Raw genomic sequence first — 16,624 nt, forward strand, 5'->3', positions numbered from 1 at the left:
TTTTGGTATTTTTGATTAAATGCAAAAACCTGGCTATTTGGCTTCATCATTTACCGATACCGACGATAGAGTTCTCTGGCAGCGCTTCCGGCAGGGCGACGAGGAGGCATTCACCTTACTGTATCAGCGGTATGTCAGGGTCCTGTACAGCTACGGCAAGAAGCTTGTTACCGAAGATATGGTGGTCGAGGACCTGGTCCAGGATTTGTTTATCGATCTCTGGCAAAGCCGCACCCGCCTGGCCGACGCCGAATCCCCCCGTTTTTACCTTTTCCGATCGCTGCGCAGGCGTATACACAAGGCTTGCAACGGGCGCCTCAGCGAGCGCTGGGAGCATATCGACGAGGATTTTCTGCCGGTAACCCTGCCGAAGGAAAGCGAAATCATCGAATCGGAGCAGTTTCAGAAGCAAAAAGATGAAATTGATGCCTGGCTCAAAAGCCTCCCCGGCCGCCAGTACGAAGTAATGATCCTTCGTTTTTACCAGGATTTCAGCTATTCGGAAATTTCCGAAATACTTACCATCAATGAGCAATCGGTGCGAAACCTGGTGCAAAGGGCCGTTTGCAAGCTCCGCCAGCTCACCATTTCTCTCTGCATTTCGGGATTATTGCTGTTTCTTCTAAAATAGTTTCTCCAAAGTGAGTTAAACGCCCCGCCATTGTGCTCTTTCTTATTGAGCACCATTTCAATTTTTTCATTAAATAATTATACTGATGAGTTACTATCATTATGAAGTAACTGATTTTCTGGAAGATCACTATTTCAAATCCTGGGTAACAGCACCTTGCCCGGAGTCCGAGGAATTTTGGAAGAATTTTTTGATCAGGCACCCGGAAAAAATGGAGCAGGTAGCCCAGGCGAAAGGCATTCTGCTGGGAATCAGCTCCGATATGGAGGCTGGCTTCCCGACGGACGGGCTGGTGGCGGATATGTTCGAAGAGATCATGGGGCGCAAGGACCGGCCGCGCCGCCGACAGATCGGCGGATTATGGCTGCGTCTTGGTGCCTCGCTGACGGCCGCGGCAGTGGTGCTGGCGGTGATCGGCTGGCTGCGGCAGCCCAACCGGCACGATAACCACGTGAGTTACCACGAACTGGTGTCGGCCGTGACGGAGCCGCTGATCGAAAAGGCGAACAATACGGGGAAGCCGATCCTGCTTACATTGCCGGACAAGAGCGCCATCCTGTTGCAGCCGAACAGCCATGTGAGCTATAAAAAGGATTTCATGGCCGATACGCTGCGCGAGGTGTATTTGTCGGGCCAGGCGTTTTTTACCGTTACCAAAAATCGCGAGAGGCCGTTTGTGGTGTATTCCAATGAGCTGGTTACCAAAGTGTTGGGTACGAGTTTCATGGTGAAGGCATTCGAGGACGCGAGGCAGGTGGAAGTGTGTGTGAAAACGGGGAAGGTTTCCGTGTTCCCGCGTACGGACACGGAGGTGTGCGAGGGCATCCGTACGCCGCACCTGGCCGGAACCATTCTGACGCCCAACCAGAAAGTACTTTTTTCGAGGGACCAGATACAGATACGCAAAGAACTCGTGGAGCAGCCCGAGATACTGGTGTCGGCGGTGTTACCAGCTCCGCTGCTGAAATTTCAGGATATGCCCGTATCGAAGGTGTTCAGCAACATCGAAGAGACTTACGGGATCGACATCGTATATGATAACCGTTCGTTCGAGCAATGCCTGCTGACCGCCTCTTTCACGAATGAAAACCTCTATGAAAAAATGGAGCTGATCTGCAAGGGGATCGAAGCCGGTTTCGAGGTAGCCGATGGCCGGATCATCGTTTCGGGCCGTGGATGTGATTGAGAACCAAAGATTTTACCAAAGCCTAATAAACCTAACTAACAACCCTAAACCCTGACTGCTTCTATGATTTAACCAAACTCCCCAAAAAAAGAAAGGTTGATGATGTTGCACCATCACCAACCCGAAGTTCATCCCCAATTCGATGACATCCGTTACCAGCGGATGGAGGACTCGTTTTGCCCATTTTCCATGTTACAAAACTTAGTAAAGTTATGAAAAAATTGTATCCTAACTATGCTTATTGGCAGATCCTTATGAGATTCAGTTGTATGCAACTCATCATTGCTGCACTCCTGACGACCGTGGCCATGGCCCGTGTGACCGAAGCGCAGGAGGTTCTGAATAACCGCGTTACGATCCAGATGCAAAATCAGGATGTCCGTAAAGTGTTGTCAGCGATTGAAGACCAGGTTAAAATAAAATTCCTTTACAGTTCGAGCCTGATCAAGGCGGAGCGCAAGGTAAGTGTGCATGTTCAGCAGGAACAGCTGGGCTCGGCATTGAAAACCATTCTGACCCCATTAAACCTTGACTTCGAGGTTTCAGGCAAACAAATCATCCTGAAAAGGGTGAAGCTGCCTGTCGAAAAACTGAACCCGCAAAGCTACAAATCGGCGACGGTGGACCGCTCCGTTTCCGGCGTGGTGACCGACGCGAACGGCTCTTTCCTGCCGGGGGTTTCGGTGGTGGTGAAAGGCACGTCGCGGGGGACCGGCACCGACGCGGAAGGTGTGTACAAAATTGATGCGCCGGACGGCGCTATTACGCTTACATTCAGCTTCGTGGGTTTCACTTCCAAAGATGTGGACGTGCCGGCCGGCCAGAATGTAATGGATGTTACGCTCACGCAGGACGAAAAGCTGCTGAATGAAGTCGTGGTAGTGGGCTATGGTACGGCCAGCCGCAAGGACCTTACGGGCGCGGTGTCGATCGTGAAGGTATCCGAGCTGACCGAGCAGCCTAACTCCAACCTAAGCAACCAGCTGCAAGGCCGCGCCTCCGGTGTGACCGTGCTTACCTCGGGCCAGCCGGGCCAGGCGCCTCAGATCCGTATCCGCGGTATCAACTCGTTCGGTAACAACACGCCGCTGTTCGTCGTGGATGGTGTCCCCACGCAGGATATCAACAACCTCAACCCCAACGACGTAGCCTCGATGCAGGTGTTGAAAGATGCCGGTTCGGCGTCCATTTACGGTTCGCGCGCATCCAACGGCGTTGTGATCATCACGACCAAACGCGGCCAGGGCAAGGTGAAAGTGAGCTATGACATGTTCTACGGTACGCAGACCGTTCCGAAAGGCAATGTATACGACATTCTTTCGCCGCAAGGCATGGCGGACCTGAAATTCCTCGCCCTGAAAAACTCCGGCGCGACGATCAACGACCCGCAGTATGGTGCCGGCGAAACGCCCCTTCTGCCTGATTACATCGTACCGACAGGCGCGAAAGAAGGCAGCGTGGACCTTTCGAAATACTATGTGAACCCCAACTACACCGACAAAGCGGATATGGATTCGTTTTACCGGATCGTGAAGGCTAACAAGCAGGGTACCGACTGGTTCCACGAGGTGTTCAAGAATGCGCCGATCCAGAGCCACAACGTATCGGTGAGCGGCGGCGGCGAACAGGGCAATTACCTGTTTTCGTTTAACTACTTCAACCAGCAGGGTAACCTGATGAACACCTACCTGAAACGCTACACCGTGCGGGCCAACAGCCAGTATAATGTCAGCAAGCACGTCCGCGTGGGTGAAAACATCGCATTGACCTTAGTGAACAACCCGCGTACCGGTATCCTCGAAGAAGGGGGCGGCATCGGGATGGCCTATCGTATGCAGCCGATCATTCCGGTGTACGACATTCAGGGCAATTACGCAGGTTCGTTCGGCAGCGGGTTGGGTAATGCCAAAAACCCGGTAGCGATCCGCGACCGTGCACGCAACAACCGCGGCCTGACCAACTCGCTGTTCGGTAATATGTTTGCCGAAGTGGATTTCCTCAAAGATTTCAACTTCCGCAGCAGCTTCGGCGGCGGCTTGTTCACGTATGCCGAAAATACATTTGCCTATCCTGAATGGGAGAACTCCGAAAACGTGACGACCAACTCGTACTCCGAGCGCGTGAACTCCGGTTTCAACTGGACGTGGACCAACACCGTTACCTACGAGCATTCATTTGCCAACAAACACAATGTGAAAGTGCTCCTCGGTACCGAGGCCTACAACAGCACATACCGGGAAGTGGGTGGTTCAACGCAAAGCTATTTCTCGTTCGACCCGAATTACACCAGCCTTTCCACCGGCTCGGGAACGCCTACCAACTTCTCGAACCGCGCTGCCGATGCATTGTTCTCCTACATCGGCCGCATCGACTACAATTTCAAGGACAAGTACCTGCTGAGCGGAACGTTGCGTCGTGACGGTTCTTCCCGCTTTACCTCGCAATATGGCTGGTTCCCGGCTGTGAGCGCGGGATGGCGCCTTAAAGAAGAAGCTTTCATGAGAAGCGCTACCTGGCTCACCGATCTGAAAATCCGGGGTGGATGGGGGATTATGGGTAACCAGTTCAATGTGGACCCTGCCAATGCATTCACCACGTACGGTCAGAACAGAAGCTTCGCATTCTATGATATCAAAGGAACCGGCAACAGCACGGTACTCGGCTTCCAGCGCACCCGCGTCGGTAACCCGAACGCGAAATGGGAGGGTAACATCAACTCCAACATCGGTATCGACGCTCAGTTGTTCAACGGCGCGATCGACTTCACGATCGACTACTACCAGAAAAACATCGACGACCTGTTGTTCTCACCTGAACTGGCGGGTACCGTCGGCCAGGGAACAGCGCCTGCCGTGAACATCGGCAAGATGAAGAACAAAGGTATCGATATGTCGATTTACGGGGAGAAAACCATTGGGAAAGACCTGAAACTGAATGCGACCGTGACCCTGACGACCTATAACAACAAAATCGTGAAGATCACCGACGGTGTTACGTATTTCGACCAGGAAGGACGCCGTTTCAATGGCAGTACCATTGTCCGCAATGCCGTGAACCATTCGATCGGCCAGTTCTTCGGCTATAACATCGTAGGTTTCTGGAACAGCCAGGCGGAGATCGACCAGGCGAATGCGCAGGCTGCCGAGAAAAGCGGTAACCCGGCGGCCGTCTACCAGAATGAAGTGAAAGTAGGCCGCTTCCGTTATCAGGATGTGAATGGCGACGGCATCATTACGGCCGACGACCGTACTTTCCTCGGTAACCCAAGCCCTAAGTTCAGCTACGGTCTGAACGTTGGCGCTACCTACAAAAACTTCGATTTCGGTATCTTCCTCTACGGTGTACAGGGCAACCAGATCTGGAACAACCTGAAATGGTGGCACGACTTCTACACCAACTTCCAGGGAGCGAAAAGCAACACGGCATTGTACGATTCGTGGACGCCCACCCACACCAATGCCACCGCACCGATCCAGGAAAACACCGGCTCGTTCAGTACCACCAACGTTCCGAACTCCTACTATGTGGAAAACGGCTCGTACCTGCGCGCCAAGAATGCCCAGATTGGCTACACCCTGCCGAAAAGCCTGACGCAATCGTTGAAAATCGATCGCCTGCGCGTGTATGTGCAAACCGCCAATCTGTTCACGATCACCAAGTACTCTGGTCCGGACCCTGAGGTCGGCCAAAGCCAGGTGGCCGGCTCTACGGCATTCGGTCTGGATGAAGGGGTTTATCCCAACACCCGCCAGTTCCTGGTTGGTTTGAATCTGACATTCTAATTCACTGTATATTAAACAGCAAGAGATGAAGACATTTAGATTTTCAAAAATAGCGCTGGTCGCGATCTTCGGGTTGATTTCCTACTCCTGTCAGGAAAGTTTTCTGGACAAACCCGCGCTGGGCTCCCTTAGCGACGCCCAGCTGAGCACGAAGGCAGGTGTACAAAGCCTGCTCGTAGGTGCCTATGCGGCATTGGACGGTAACGGGGTGGGGGCAGCAAGCGCCTGGGACGCCGCGGCCGACAACTGGATTTACGGCAGCATTGCCGGCGGTGACGCCAAGAAAGGCAGCGATGGTGCCGACCAGCCCGGTATCAACTCCATCATGATTTACAGCGCGGGCCCCAGCAACGGGTTTTTCAACAGCAAATGGCGGGCGGCCTACGAGGGCATCAACCGCGCCAATACCGTGCTGAAATTCATCCCGCTCGTAACCTCCGGCATGACCGATGCCGAGAAGACCAGCTATTCGGCACAGGCACGCTTCCTGCGCGCACATTACTATTCCGAATTGAAGAAAATGTTCAATATGGTGCCCTGGGTGGATGAAAATACGCCCGACCCGGCAGCGGTGAAGAACGACACGGATATCTGGTCGAACATCGAGGCGGATTTCAAGTTTGCGATGGACAACCTTCCGGCGACACAACCCGAAGTGGGGCGCGTGAACAAATGGGCGGCGGCCGCTTACCTGGCCAAGACGTTTTTGTACGAAAAGAAATACAACGAGGCGAAAACGATCTTCGACCAGGTGATTTCGTCGGGTGTGACGAGCAATGGCTTGAAATACGACCTGCTGCCCAAGTACCAGGACAACTTCGATGCATCGCAGAAAAACCTCGCGGAATCGGTATTTGCGATCCAGATGGCGGCCAATGACGGTACCAACACGATCGACAATGCGAACACCGGCGGGATGCTGAACTTCCCGTACAACTCCCCGTTCCGCTGCTGCGGCTTCTACCAGCCCAGCCTGGACCTGGCGAACTCGTTCCAGACCGATGCCAACGGTCTGCCGAAAGTGGACAACTACAATGCGACGACGTTGAAAAACGACATGGGTATCAAATCCGAAGCGGCATTTACGCCGGATGCGACTACCGCGCTCGACCCGCGTATCGACTGGACCGTAGGCCGTCGCGGCATCCCGTTCCTCGACTGGGGTAACCACCCGGGCCAGACATGGATCCGCGACCAGAGCTACGCCGGCCCGTATTCTCCGAAAAAGAACATTTACTGGCAGGCTACGCAGGACAAGTATTCCGACCAGCATTCGTGGGCGCCGGGAACGGCGATCAACGTGCAGGTGATCCGCTTTGCCGACGTGCTGCTGATGGCCGCCGAGGCAGAGGCGCAGCTGAACAACCTCGCGAAAGCGCAGGAGTACGTCAACCGCGTGCGTGCCCGTGCCGCGAAACCGGAAAGCTGGGTGTACACCTACACCGATCCCGCCAAGCCGATGGGAGGTTTCACGAAGACGCCGGCAGCGAACTACAAGATCGCGCAGTACCCGGCCGGTGCATTTGCCGGAAAGGGTAAGGATGGCTCACTGGCCGCCATTTACTTCGAGCGCAAGCTGGAACTCGCTATGGAAGGCCACCGTTTCTTCGACCTGTCGCGCTGGGGCATTGCCGAGCAGACGCTCAATGCCTACATCGCGTTCGAAAGCAAGATCACGCCGGACGTGAGAGGGGGTAAATTTGTGAAGAATGTAAACGAGTACTACCCGATCCCGCAACGCCAGATCGACCTCAGTACAAAAAACGGCGCATCTTCATTGAAACAGAATCCCGGTTACCAATAACAAGCTAATACCAAAGCAATGGGGGCGGTTTTTAACTGCCCCTTTTTGTTTATTATAGAGGCATAAACAGGAAATATGAAGCTGGCGAAACAGTTCTGGCATTTAGTCGTAACGGCTATTTTCATCACGATTACCGGGCAATCTTGCGGGCGGAGCGGGCAATCGGCTGACGACAGCCTCTCCGGCGAGCTCGCGGCAGGCCGGGACGCCGCCCGGAAGCGTTGCAGCACCTGTCATTTACCGCCCGATCCAGCATTGCTCGATAAGGAAACCTGGAAAAAGCAGGTGTTGCCTGCCATGGCACCGTATTTCGGGATAGAGGTATGGCAGAAGAGCCAGTACTTCGCCGGCGAACGGGCCGCAATGCCCATTGCCGAATGGACGCAGATTGTTGCCTACTACGATTCCCTCGCGCCCGCGCAGCTGCCGGCCGCTCACGCGACTGTGCCCGTGCGTGGGGAATGGGCAGGTTTTACATTGAAAAAGCCCGCCGCCGACACCACACACCTCGCCACCACGACGATGGTCGCATTCGATCCGGGGGCGAAGGGCATTTTTACGAGCAGCTCCGAAATGCCGGCTTTAATGCGCTGGGACGAGCATTTTGGGAAGCAAATGCGGGCCCCGCTCGCTTCCCCGGCCACGTACATGCTTTTCGGCGAAATGCCGGTGGTAACGGCCGTGGGCGAAATGCGGGCTTACGACGTGGCGAGCGGCGAAATGTACCGGCGCGGGGCCAACGGGCAATTTGAACCGAAGCCTTTCATTACCGGCTTACGCAGGCCGCTGCACACCGCGGTGGGGGACTTTAACCGGGACGGGAGGATGGATTACGCCGTTTCCGCATTCGGGCATAACCAGGGTGGATTGTATGTATTTAGGCAAAAAGAAGACGGTGGTTTTGACAAAGTGCCCGTTCGCGAAATAGCAGGTGCCACGCAATCGTTCACGGGCGATTTCAATGGCGACGGCTGGACGGACCTGATCGCGCTCTTCGCCCATGCCGATGAGGGGATCTGGCTTTTTACCAATGATCAAAAGGGTGGTTTTACCGAAAAAAATCTGTTGCGCTTTCCGCCCGTTTACGGCTCGTCCAGCTTTCAGGTCGCCGATTTCAATCACGACGGCCGGCCCGATGTGCTTTACACCGCCGGCGACAACAGTGATTACTCCCGCATTCTGAAACCTTACCACGGCGTTTATTTATTCCTGAACAAAGGAGACTTCCAGCTGGAACAAAGCTGGTTTTACCCCGTGAACGGCGCGACCAGGGCCGTGGCCTCCGATTTTGACGGTGACGGCGACCTTGACATTGCGTCGCTGGCATTCTTCGCCGACCTGAAACATAACCCCGCCGAAAAATTTCTCTATTTCCGCAACGACACGCCCCAAGGTAACGCTAAGCCGCAATTTCAGCCGTTTTCTCCGCCTGTTGCATCATCGGGCCGCTGGATATGCATGGACGCAGGCGACTGGGACAACGACGGCGACCCCGACATTGTGCTGGGCAACTATTCCAAAGGTTTCCTCAACCAGGACGCGGTGCAGCCGGACTGGAATGTGTATTTGCCGTTTGTTGTGCTGCAAAATGATATGAAGCGGCATTGAGTTGACGCTGCAAAATTTCACGAAGTATACGCCCGGCGCGAGCTTGCTTACGTCGGGGCCGCTGACGGAATTCGGGTAGGCGTGCGGCGTGCGGTATACCCATGTATAGTGGTAACCTTCGGGTAAGCAGTCGATCTCGGGTGTTGGATCGCGGTAATTTTGTATTGCCGCCCGGCTCCGGTGGCATCCCGCCAGAGCCAGGTTTGAAGTATTCATACCATCCAAACACTTGAAATCATGTCCAGGACAACGTGGAATGTGGACGTTGCACATTCAGAAGTACAGTTTAAAGTAAAGCATCTCGTGATCTCGACGGTAACCGGTTTCTTCCGCACTTTCAGCGGCTCCGCGCAAACCGAAGGGGACAGTTTCGAGAATGCCGACGTCAATTTCAGCATCGACGTCAATAGCGTGGATACCGGCCAGCCCGGCCGTGACGAGCATTTGCGCAATGCCGATTTCTTCGAGGCGGAGAAATATCCCGAGTTCAGCTTCGTATCTACATCCCTTCAAAAGGACAAGGGTGATGTGTACAAGCTCATCGGCGACCTGACGATCAAGGGCGTAACGAAAGAAGTGGAGCTTGCGGCCGAATACGGCGGCACCGAGCGCGATCCGTGGGGCAACACCAAGGTCGGTTTTGAAGTAAGCGGTACGATCGACCGCAAAGAGTTCGGGGTGACATTCAACTCCCTGACCGAGACCGGCGGCCTGGCCCTGGGCGAGAACATCAAAATCCTGGCCAACATCCAGCTGGCCAAACAAGCATAACAGCCATTGTTTAGAGTAGCTGACGTGCGAGAGGGTGCCCTGTTTCGGGGCACCCTCTTTTTCGTTGATGATGTTTTGGCAATTTAATCCATGCTAAACACCTTCAATAAAACCCGTACCGCTTCTTGATTTTGCCTTTTATAGTAGGTGAGTGAACAATCTGTCGCCTGACCAGCTCTAAATCCGAAACGCTCAAATGGCCAATGACTACGGCGGGCCGGTTGCGTATGATCTCGCAAAGCTCTTCGCGTTCGATGATTTTCAGCTTGGAGCAGTCGACGAATGAGGTATGGTCGAGGTAATCGCGACCGGCCACGTCGAATTCGATGTGCTGGCAGCGGAGGTCCAGGTTGTAGTTGACCTTGATATTAAGTTCGGTATTGATGTAAACGGACGCCAGCGTCAGCGTATCTGCGGAGGCACCGACGATAATGAAACGCTTGATTTTGGGCGGTATAGTATCTCTGACCATCATGCGGATGACAGTCCCGATAAGTGTGGACATTTGAATGATAGCGTGGGTGGGATATCACTCAAACCTGGCAACCTGGATGAGCTGGTTGTCTTCGATGTACTGGATCATGTGGCTGTCGGCTCCGCCGGCCTTGGCAATGGCGATGACATCCATTTCCTTATCGCGGGCCGTCGATGTCCATGCTTCATCGTGCGATTTGTCGGTCAGTGCATTGAAGGTCAGGTTCTTATTTTCCAGCACCGATTCGTCGATGCATTTCAATTCAGATTCCGATAGATAATCCATATCCGGTTCGGAAATGCCTTCGATCGAAAAGCGATCGACAGCGGTGAAGTAGCGGGCATAGGAAGCGCCCCCTTCCTTAACGCTTTTGTAAATATCATAAGCCAATGACGGTACCGGCCCGTTTTTCATCGCATGATATTGGTCCTGCGAAATGGTGGCACCGTATTTGACCAGATGCTTTTGCTCAGCGAAATACAGGATTTTAAATAGTTTGTGTACATCCGACCGGCCTCCCAGTTTTTTCAGGATATAGAGCAACAGGTGAATGGTTCCTTCGATTTTTTCTTCCAATGCGTTCATAATCGGATAATTGATTGTTGAAGAACCTGCCAGGACGGCGGGCTGCGAACGAGCGAAGGAACATTTGAGTAGTACACAAAAGTAACATTTTCCCTGGGTTTGTGAAATTCCTTCCCTCATTTTTTCTCCCCATTTCTTAACACTCCCATAACTACCCACCGCCCCCTGTACCAGTATTTTTGCCCCTCAAAATACTTGTAACTATTCCAACCACCCGATACTAAACCCATGGATTCAAGGCGAGAATTTATTAAAAAGGCGACGATGCTGGCTGGCGGGGCTGGCTTTGCGGGCTTGTTCCCCGAGTCGGTGCAGCGGGCGATGGCGATACAGCCTGCGGCCGGTTCCACTTATCTGGATGCGGAACACGTCGTCATCCTCATGCAGGAAAACCGGTCGTTCGACCACAGCTACGGCAAGTTGCAGGGCGTACGCGGCTTCAATGACCCGCGGGCCATCGATTTGCCCAATAAAAACAAGGTTTGGCTGCAAACCGATCTCAAAGGAGATACCTACGCGCCGTTCCGGCTCGATATTAAAAATACCAAAGCCACCTGGATGCACGACCTGCCGCATTCGCGCGAGTCGCAGGTGGATGCCTACAATGGCGGGAAATACGATAAATGGCTTACTTCCAAGCGCTCGGGGCACAAGGAGTATGCGGAAATGCCGCTCACGCTCGGCTATTACGACCGGGAGGACATTCCCTTTTACTACGCATTGGCCGACGCATTCACGATCTGCGACCAGAATTTCTGCTCGTCGATGACACCTACGCACCCGAACCGCTATTATTTGTGGTCGGGGACGATCCGCGAGAAGCCGGATATCAACTCGCTGGCGGTGCTGCGGAACAGCTATTTCTCCATCAACAAGCCCGTGAAATGGAAAACCTTCCCCGAGCGTATGCAGGAGGCCGGTATCAGCTGGAAGTTTTACCAGAACGAGGTAGGCGCCGTCATGCAGTTCCATCCCGGCAAGGGCTCGTGGCTCAGCAATTTCGGTTGCAATCCGCTGGAACGTTATGCGCAGTACCGCGTGAAGTTCTCGCCGGATTTTATCCATTATGCCCAGCTGGAAGTCGAAAATATCAAAAAGGACCTGCCCGCATTGAAGGAAAAGCTCGACGCGGCGACCGGGGCCGAAAAGGATAAACTGACCAAATCCTGGGACCAGCGCCACGCATTGCTCGAAAGACTGGAAACGGACCTGGCGGAGCATAGCGAGGAGAATTTCAAAAAGCTGTCGGTTTTTGAGCAGGAGTTGCACCGCAATGCATTCGTAACCAACCGCAACGATCCGGATTACCTGCAATTGTCGTCGATGTATTATAAGGACGGCGATTCAGCGAAGAAAATAGACGTGCCGAAAAGCGACATCTTTTACCAGTTCCGCAAGGATGTGAACGAGGGCAAACTGCCGGCGGTATCCTACCTGGCGGCACCGCAAAATTTCTCCGATCACCCGTCGGCCCCGTGGTATGGCGCCTGGTACATTTCCGAGACGCTGGATATTCTGACCAAAAACCCGGAGGTGTGGAAGAAAACGATTTTCATCCTCTGCTACGATGAGAATGATGGCTATTACGACCATATCCCGCCGTTTTCGATCCCTGACCCATTCAAACCAAACTCCGGAAAAGTTTCCGAAGGCATCGATATCAAAGCCGAATACGTCACCCTGGAACAGGACGAAAGCCAGGTGCCGAAGGCCAACGCCAGGGCCGGGGCGATCGGGCTGGGATTCCGCACGCCGCTCGTGGTGGCATCGCCGTGGTCGCGTGGCGGGAAGGTGTGCTCGCAGGTGTTCGACCACACGTCCATTATCCGGTTTCTCGAAGAATTTTGCAGTCATAAATCCAAAAAGCAGGTCCGCGAGACGAACATTACCGAATGGCGCCGGACGATCTGCGGTAACATCAGCTCGGTATTTCAGCCCTACGACGCCTCGGCATACAAAAAGCCGACGCCGGTAAACCGCGACGAAGTGGTCTCGACCATTTACAAAGCCCAGTTTAAGGATGTGCCAGCGAATTTCAAGGCATTGACAGCCAGTGAAATAGGAGAGGTGAATGCCGGCGCTGCCACATCCTCCCATTTACCCAAACAGGAACCTGGTACGCGGCCCTCGTGCGCGCTCCCGTATGAATTGTACGCCGACGGCGCGCTTTCGGCCGATCAGGCGACATTCGAAATCAGGCTGCATGCGGGTAAGAAGGCATTCGGCGCCAAATCGGCCGGTGCGCCATTCATTATCTATGCCATGAACCCTTATGAGGGCGAGGTGCTGCGGGTTTGGAACTATGCCGTGAAGGCGGGCGACACGCTGACGGAAACGTTCAGGCTCGATGCATTCGAAGGCGGGCAATACCACTTGCGTGTGTATGGCCCAAACGGCTATTTCCGGGAGTTTGGCGGCCACGCCCAGGAGCCGGCGGTGAGCGTCCGGTGCGGGTATTTGCTGGGTAAAAACGGTAAGCCGACGGGCGACGTGGAGCTGCTAACCATTAACCGCGGGAAAAAAGCGGCGACGATCCGTGTAACCGACAATGCCTACAACCAGCAGGATATAGAAGTAATTGTATCTATTGAGGGAACGGTAAAAACGGTGATTCCAGCGTCGAGAAGCCATCAATGGTACGATTTCAACGTGCGAAGCGATTCGACGGGGGTTGTCCGGCGGTTTGCAGGCCGGGTGGAGACGGGTAGGGAGAGTGTGAGCGACCCTTTTATGGCCAGGTAACCGTTTGGTCATTAAAGTAAACATTTCTCAACACCACCTGTTCATCATTTATGTCGACAAAATCTAAAACCGTGCATTTCCTGGCCGACCCGGGAAACGGCACGCAGGTAAGCCGTGCGCTTGCGAAAGTGTTCGGTGTTTCAACGGATGCGCCTGTACTGCTGGCGGAAATGGAAGTATCGTCTTCCGGCTTCGACCTTGACATTCCGGAAACTGATTCCGGCTACTATTACATGGTGCTGCGTATCGATTCGTACAGCCTGAATGGCGGTTCTGCGGATACGGGCAACCGTAATGTGACGCTCCTGGCCGTTTTCGATGCCTCGGCCGGCACGGTTTCCGTGGGTGCGCAATCCACGATCGCCTGTGCGTATGCATTCGCACGTTTCCTGCGGGTGGGCGACGACGGTTATCCGGCGATCCAGGGAGAAACCCGGCGTATCGGCATTGCCTTTGCTATGAAAAATAACTTTACAGGCACGGACGGTACCATTTCGAAAGTAATTTCTTCGTCACCTAACGGGTTGGAAACGAACAGCTTTCCGCTTTTTAATTTTCTTTCCAATTTATTGTATTACAGCCTTACCGAGGCGTCGGTGTACCAGCAGTTTGTGTCGCTGGCGTCGCCGGACAGCCCGGCGAGATCGTTTCTGGGGGCGCTGATGCATTTGGTATACAACCCATTTACGAATGTTCAGCAGATCTATGCATTGATCAGCGGGCAAACGCAGGTTTTCGAACCGTCATTGCCCACGCTCGACCTGCCGCCGCACAAAACGCCGGTCCCCGATCAATGGACGCTGACCATTAAACGCAACGATTCCGGCTCGCGGAACTTTCTCATCAGCGGCACGGCTTTCGTTGTCTTCGATAAGGAGGATAAGGCGTGGATTACCAATAACTTCCGGGCGGGAACGGCCTTTTCAGGGACACATGCGATGATCCTCAACCCGGACGGCTCGCCGAATGAACTGTCGCCGTTGTTCGGCGGCGGAATTCTCGGTTCCGGGTTTGGCGCGGCCATCGATCCCAAACGCGAGACGATCGCGATCGGCAACTATGGCTGGGGGCCGGTGGATTTTAACCCGGAAACCGGCAGCATTTCCGTTTTTTCCTACGATGGCAAGGTGCAATGCCCGCCAAACGGCCATACCAACGGCCTGTGCCGCGTACAGGGCATGACGTACGACAAGGACGGCAACTTGTGGATGGCCTCGATCGGTTCGCAAAAGCCGATGGCGCCCGCGCCGGACCCGGTTTACACTTTTCCAAACCAGAACAGCGCATTGGTCGTCTACCTCGGCGGCGATCCCAACCGGATGATTTCTTTCGACAACTTCCTCGACCAGCCAAGCCCCTACCACGCGACATTCGATGTTGTGATCGACAGCGAGGGCAACGGCATCGTTTCCAATATCGGTAATGCCGATTATGGCCTTCAATCGTCGGTATACAAGTTCCGCATCGAGAACGACCAGCTCGTTTACGTGGCGCATTGGGTGAGCGACTATGTGAACCCGCGCAACCCGGCTTCGGTGGGTTACGAACAGTTCAGGCAGGTGACGGTGAATGCGCAGAATGAGATTTTCGTAGGCGGGGTTACCAGCAGTCGCGTTGTGAAGCTGGATTCATCCTTACAAAATGTATTAAAAGTATTTACCAAAAACGTGAATGCCGCCTGGGGTGTGCGGATGGACAAGGCGGGCGTGCTTTATGTAGCCAATTTCGCCCAGGAAAAAGGCCGGAACAGCGCCATCGACAGCTTCGATATGCATGGGCCGTTCGGGGTGACGGTGATCTACAACGAGGACGAAAGTACCTCGCACCTGATGACGGTCCCCACGGGCGGCTCGGGCGTCACGCTTGCGAACGGTCAGCCGCTCTACGGCAGCCAGGAAGGCCCGTTGGGCAGAACTTTCAAGCCTTGCTATGAACCCATCATGCGCCTGACGTCAACGAATGTCGACGCTGCCGGCAACGTGTGGGCGATGAATAACTGGAAACCATCGGTGTACGTGGATATCAAAGACAATCCGGGCGGCGACGGTGTGGTGATATTCGTAGGCGTGGCAGAGCCGGCGGTTTAACCATTCAATCATTCAAAAACTAACCAACGTGATCCAAAAACTACTTCTGGCGGGCTTTCTGCTTGCTACGTTGCCGGCTTTGGGCCAGAAAGGCAGCATTTACGCCCGCGAAAACCTTATTGCGTGGTGCATTGTGCCGTTTGATTCCAAAGAGCGCAACCCGGAACAGCGGGCCGAGATGCTGAACAAGCTCGGATTCACCATGCTCGCCTACGACTGGCGCGAGAAACATATTCCCGAATTCGATGCGGAGCTGGAAGCTTTGAAAAAACACCATATTAAATTGCAGGCATTCTGGCTGTATTCCGGCCCGAACCCGGAAAATGACAAGAACCTGCCCATTATCCTGGATTTGCTGAAAAGACACGGCGTGAAAACCGAAATCTGGTGCATGATCGGTGGGATCAAAGACATGGACAAGATGACCCAGCAGCAGAAGGTCGAAGCCGTAGCGAAACCGGTAGCCTACATCGCCGACAAGGCCGCGGAAATAGGCTGTACCGTAGGCCTTTACAATCACGGAGGCTGGTATGGTGTGCCCGAAAACCAGCTGGAAGTAATGGGTTATCTCAAACGGCCGAATATCGGGATCGTTTACAACCTCCACCATGCGGAAGACGACATCGAACGTTTCCCGAAATTTTTCCCGAAAATCCTGCCGCATTTAATGGCCGTCAACCTGATGGGCCTTCAAAAAGGCAACCCCGTAAAAGTGGTGCCGATCGGGGAGGGTGATGCCGAAGCAGACATGATCCGCATCATCCGCGAAAGCGCCTACCGCGGTCCGATCGGCATCATCAACGAAGAAACTGCCCCCGACGCCGAGGTGGGGTTGACGATGAATGTGGAAGGCTTGAAAAAGATATTGAAACAGCAGGGGGATTCGGGGGCGTTGAGGAGTTATGAATAGAAATCAGGAAGAAAGGGAGGATGTAGGACAGGTATTCGTGCTC

11 protein-coding genes are annotated in these 16,624 nt (G+C 54.0%); 9 read left to right on the forward strand and 2 right to left on the reverse strand.

Annotation, left to right across the window (positions count from 1 at the left end):
* Positions 1–37 precede the first annotated feature (37 nt).
* The 6 genes from H144_RS0115380 to H144_RS0115405 all read left to right on the forward strand — a co-directional run bounded on the left by H144_RS0115380 (position 38) and on the right by H144_RS0115405 (position 9,782).
* On the forward strand, positions 38–631 hold the full coding sequence (locus tag H144_RS0115380; protein ID WP_157504742.1) for an RNA polymerase sigma factor: 594 nt from the start codon (positions 38–40) through the stop codon (positions 629–631).
* An 85-nt stretch (positions 632–716) separates the two neighbouring features.
* Positions 717–1,817, forward strand: coding sequence for a FecR family protein (locus H144_RS0115385; protein ID WP_019942976.1), 1,101 nt, complete (start codon positions 717–719; stop codon positions 1,815–1,817).
* 212 nt (positions 1,818–2,029) lie between these two features.
* The gene (locus tag H144_RS0115390; RefSeq protein WP_019942977.1) at positions 2,030–5,599 is read left to right on the forward strand and encodes a TonB-dependent receptor; all 3,570 of its coding nucleotides are present in this window, start codon (positions 2,030–2,032) and stop codon (positions 5,597–5,599) included.
* A gap of 25 nt (positions 5,600–5,624) precedes the next feature.
* Positions 5,625–7,403, forward strand: a complete 1,779-nt coding sequence (locus tag H144_RS0115395; protein ID WP_019942978.1) for a RagB/SusD family nutrient uptake outer membrane protein — start codon at positions 5,625–5,627, stop codon at positions 7,401–7,403.
* Positions 7,404–7,478: 75 nt separating this feature from the next.
* On the forward strand, positions 7,479–9,011 hold the full coding sequence (locus H144_RS0115400) for an FG-GAP repeat domain-containing protein (protein WP_019942979.1): 1,533 nt from the start codon (positions 7,479–7,481) through the stop codon (positions 9,009–9,011).
* A gap of 237 nt (positions 9,012–9,248) precedes the next feature.
* Positions 9,249–9,782 (forward strand): YceI family protein, encoded by a 534-nt coding sequence (locus H144_RS0115405; RefSeq protein WP_019942980.1) that lies wholly within the window; start codon positions 9,249–9,251, stop codon positions 9,780–9,782.
* A gap of 103 nt (positions 9,783–9,885) precedes the next feature.
* On the opposite strand, the gene H144_RS31975 is transcribed toward H144_RS0115405, so the two are convergent.
* Both H144_RS31975 and H144_RS0115415 read right to left on the reverse strand, forming a co-directional pair.
* Entirely contained in the window at positions 9,886–10,287 is a 402-nt protein-coding gene (locus H144_RS31975; RefSeq protein ID WP_051100121.1) for a hypothetical protein, read from the reverse strand.
* Between the two features lie 24 nt (positions 10,288–10,311).
* Positions 10,312–10,842, reverse strand: coding sequence for a Panacea domain-containing protein (locus H144_RS0115415; protein ID WP_019942982.1), 531 nt, complete (start codon positions 10,840–10,842; stop codon positions 10,312–10,314).
* Positions 10,843–11,070: 228 nt separating this feature from the next.
* On the opposite strand from H144_RS0115415, the gene H144_RS0115425 reads away from it, so the two are divergent.
* From H144_RS0115425 to H144_RS0115435, 3 genes are read left to right on the forward strand one after another with little or no spacing between them, the layout of a single operon-like run.
* Positions 11,071–13,584, forward strand: coding sequence for a phosphocholine-specific phospholipase C (locus H144_RS0115425; protein ID WP_026350719.1), 2,514 nt, complete (start codon positions 11,071–11,073; stop codon positions 13,582–13,584).
* A gap of 50 nt (positions 13,585–13,634) precedes the next feature.
* Complete coding sequence (locus H144_RS0115430; RefSeq protein ID WP_019942984.1) at positions 13,635–15,671, forward strand: NHL repeat-containing protein; 2,037 nt, start codon at positions 13,635–13,637, stop codon at positions 15,669–15,671.
* A 28-nt stretch (positions 15,672–15,699) separates the two neighbouring features.
* Positions 15,700–16,581: a sugar phosphate isomerase/epimerase family protein gene (locus H144_RS0115435; RefSeq protein ID WP_019942985.1), complete on the forward strand. Its 882-nt coding sequence runs from the start codon at positions 15,700–15,702 to the stop codon at positions 16,579–16,581.
* The last annotated feature ends 43 nt before the right edge of the window (positions 16,582–16,624 follow it).

Origin of the sequence: Dyadobacter beijingensis DSM 21582 (genome assembly GCF_000382205.1) — a bacterium.
GTDB lineage: Bacteria > Bacteroidota > Bacteroidia > Cytophagales > Spirosomataceae > Dyadobacter > Dyadobacter beijingensis.

Bases quoted from the DNA above. Each gene is read 5' to 3' on its own strand.
- H144_RS0115385 (WP_019942976.1), top strand. From the start codon at position 717: ATGAGTTACTATCATTATGAAGTAACTGATTTTCTGGAAGATCACTAT.
- H144_RS0115390 (WP_019942977.1), top strand. From the start codon at position 2,030: ATGAAAAAATTGTATCCTAACTATGCTTATTGGCAGATCCTTATGAGA.
- H144_RS0115395 (WP_019942978.1), top strand. From the start codon at position 5,625: ATGAAGACATTTAGATTTTCAAAAATAGCGCTGGTCGCGATCTTCGGG.
- H144_RS0115400 (WP_019942979.1), top strand. From the start codon at position 7,479: ATGAAGCTGGCGAAACAGTTCTGGCATTTAGTCGTAACGGCTATTTTC.
- H144_RS0115405 (WP_019942980.1), top strand. From the start codon at position 9,249: ATGTCCAGGACAACGTGGAATGTGGACGTTGCACATTCAGAAGTACAG.
- H144_RS31975 (WP_051100121.1), bottom strand. From the start codon at position 10,287: ATGTCCACACTTATCGGGACTGTCATCCGCATGATGGTCAGAGATACT.
- H144_RS0115415 (WP_019942982.1), bottom strand. From the start codon at position 10,842: ATGAACGCATTGGAAGAAAAAATCGAAGGAACCATTCACCTGTTGCTC.
- H144_RS0115425 (WP_026350719.1), top strand. From the start codon at position 11,071: ATGGATTCAAGGCGAGAATTTATTAAAAAGGCGACGATGCTGGCTGGC.
- H144_RS0115430 (WP_019942984.1), top strand. From the start codon at position 13,635: ATGTCGACAAAATCTAAAACCGTGCATTTCCTGGCCGACCCGGGAAAC.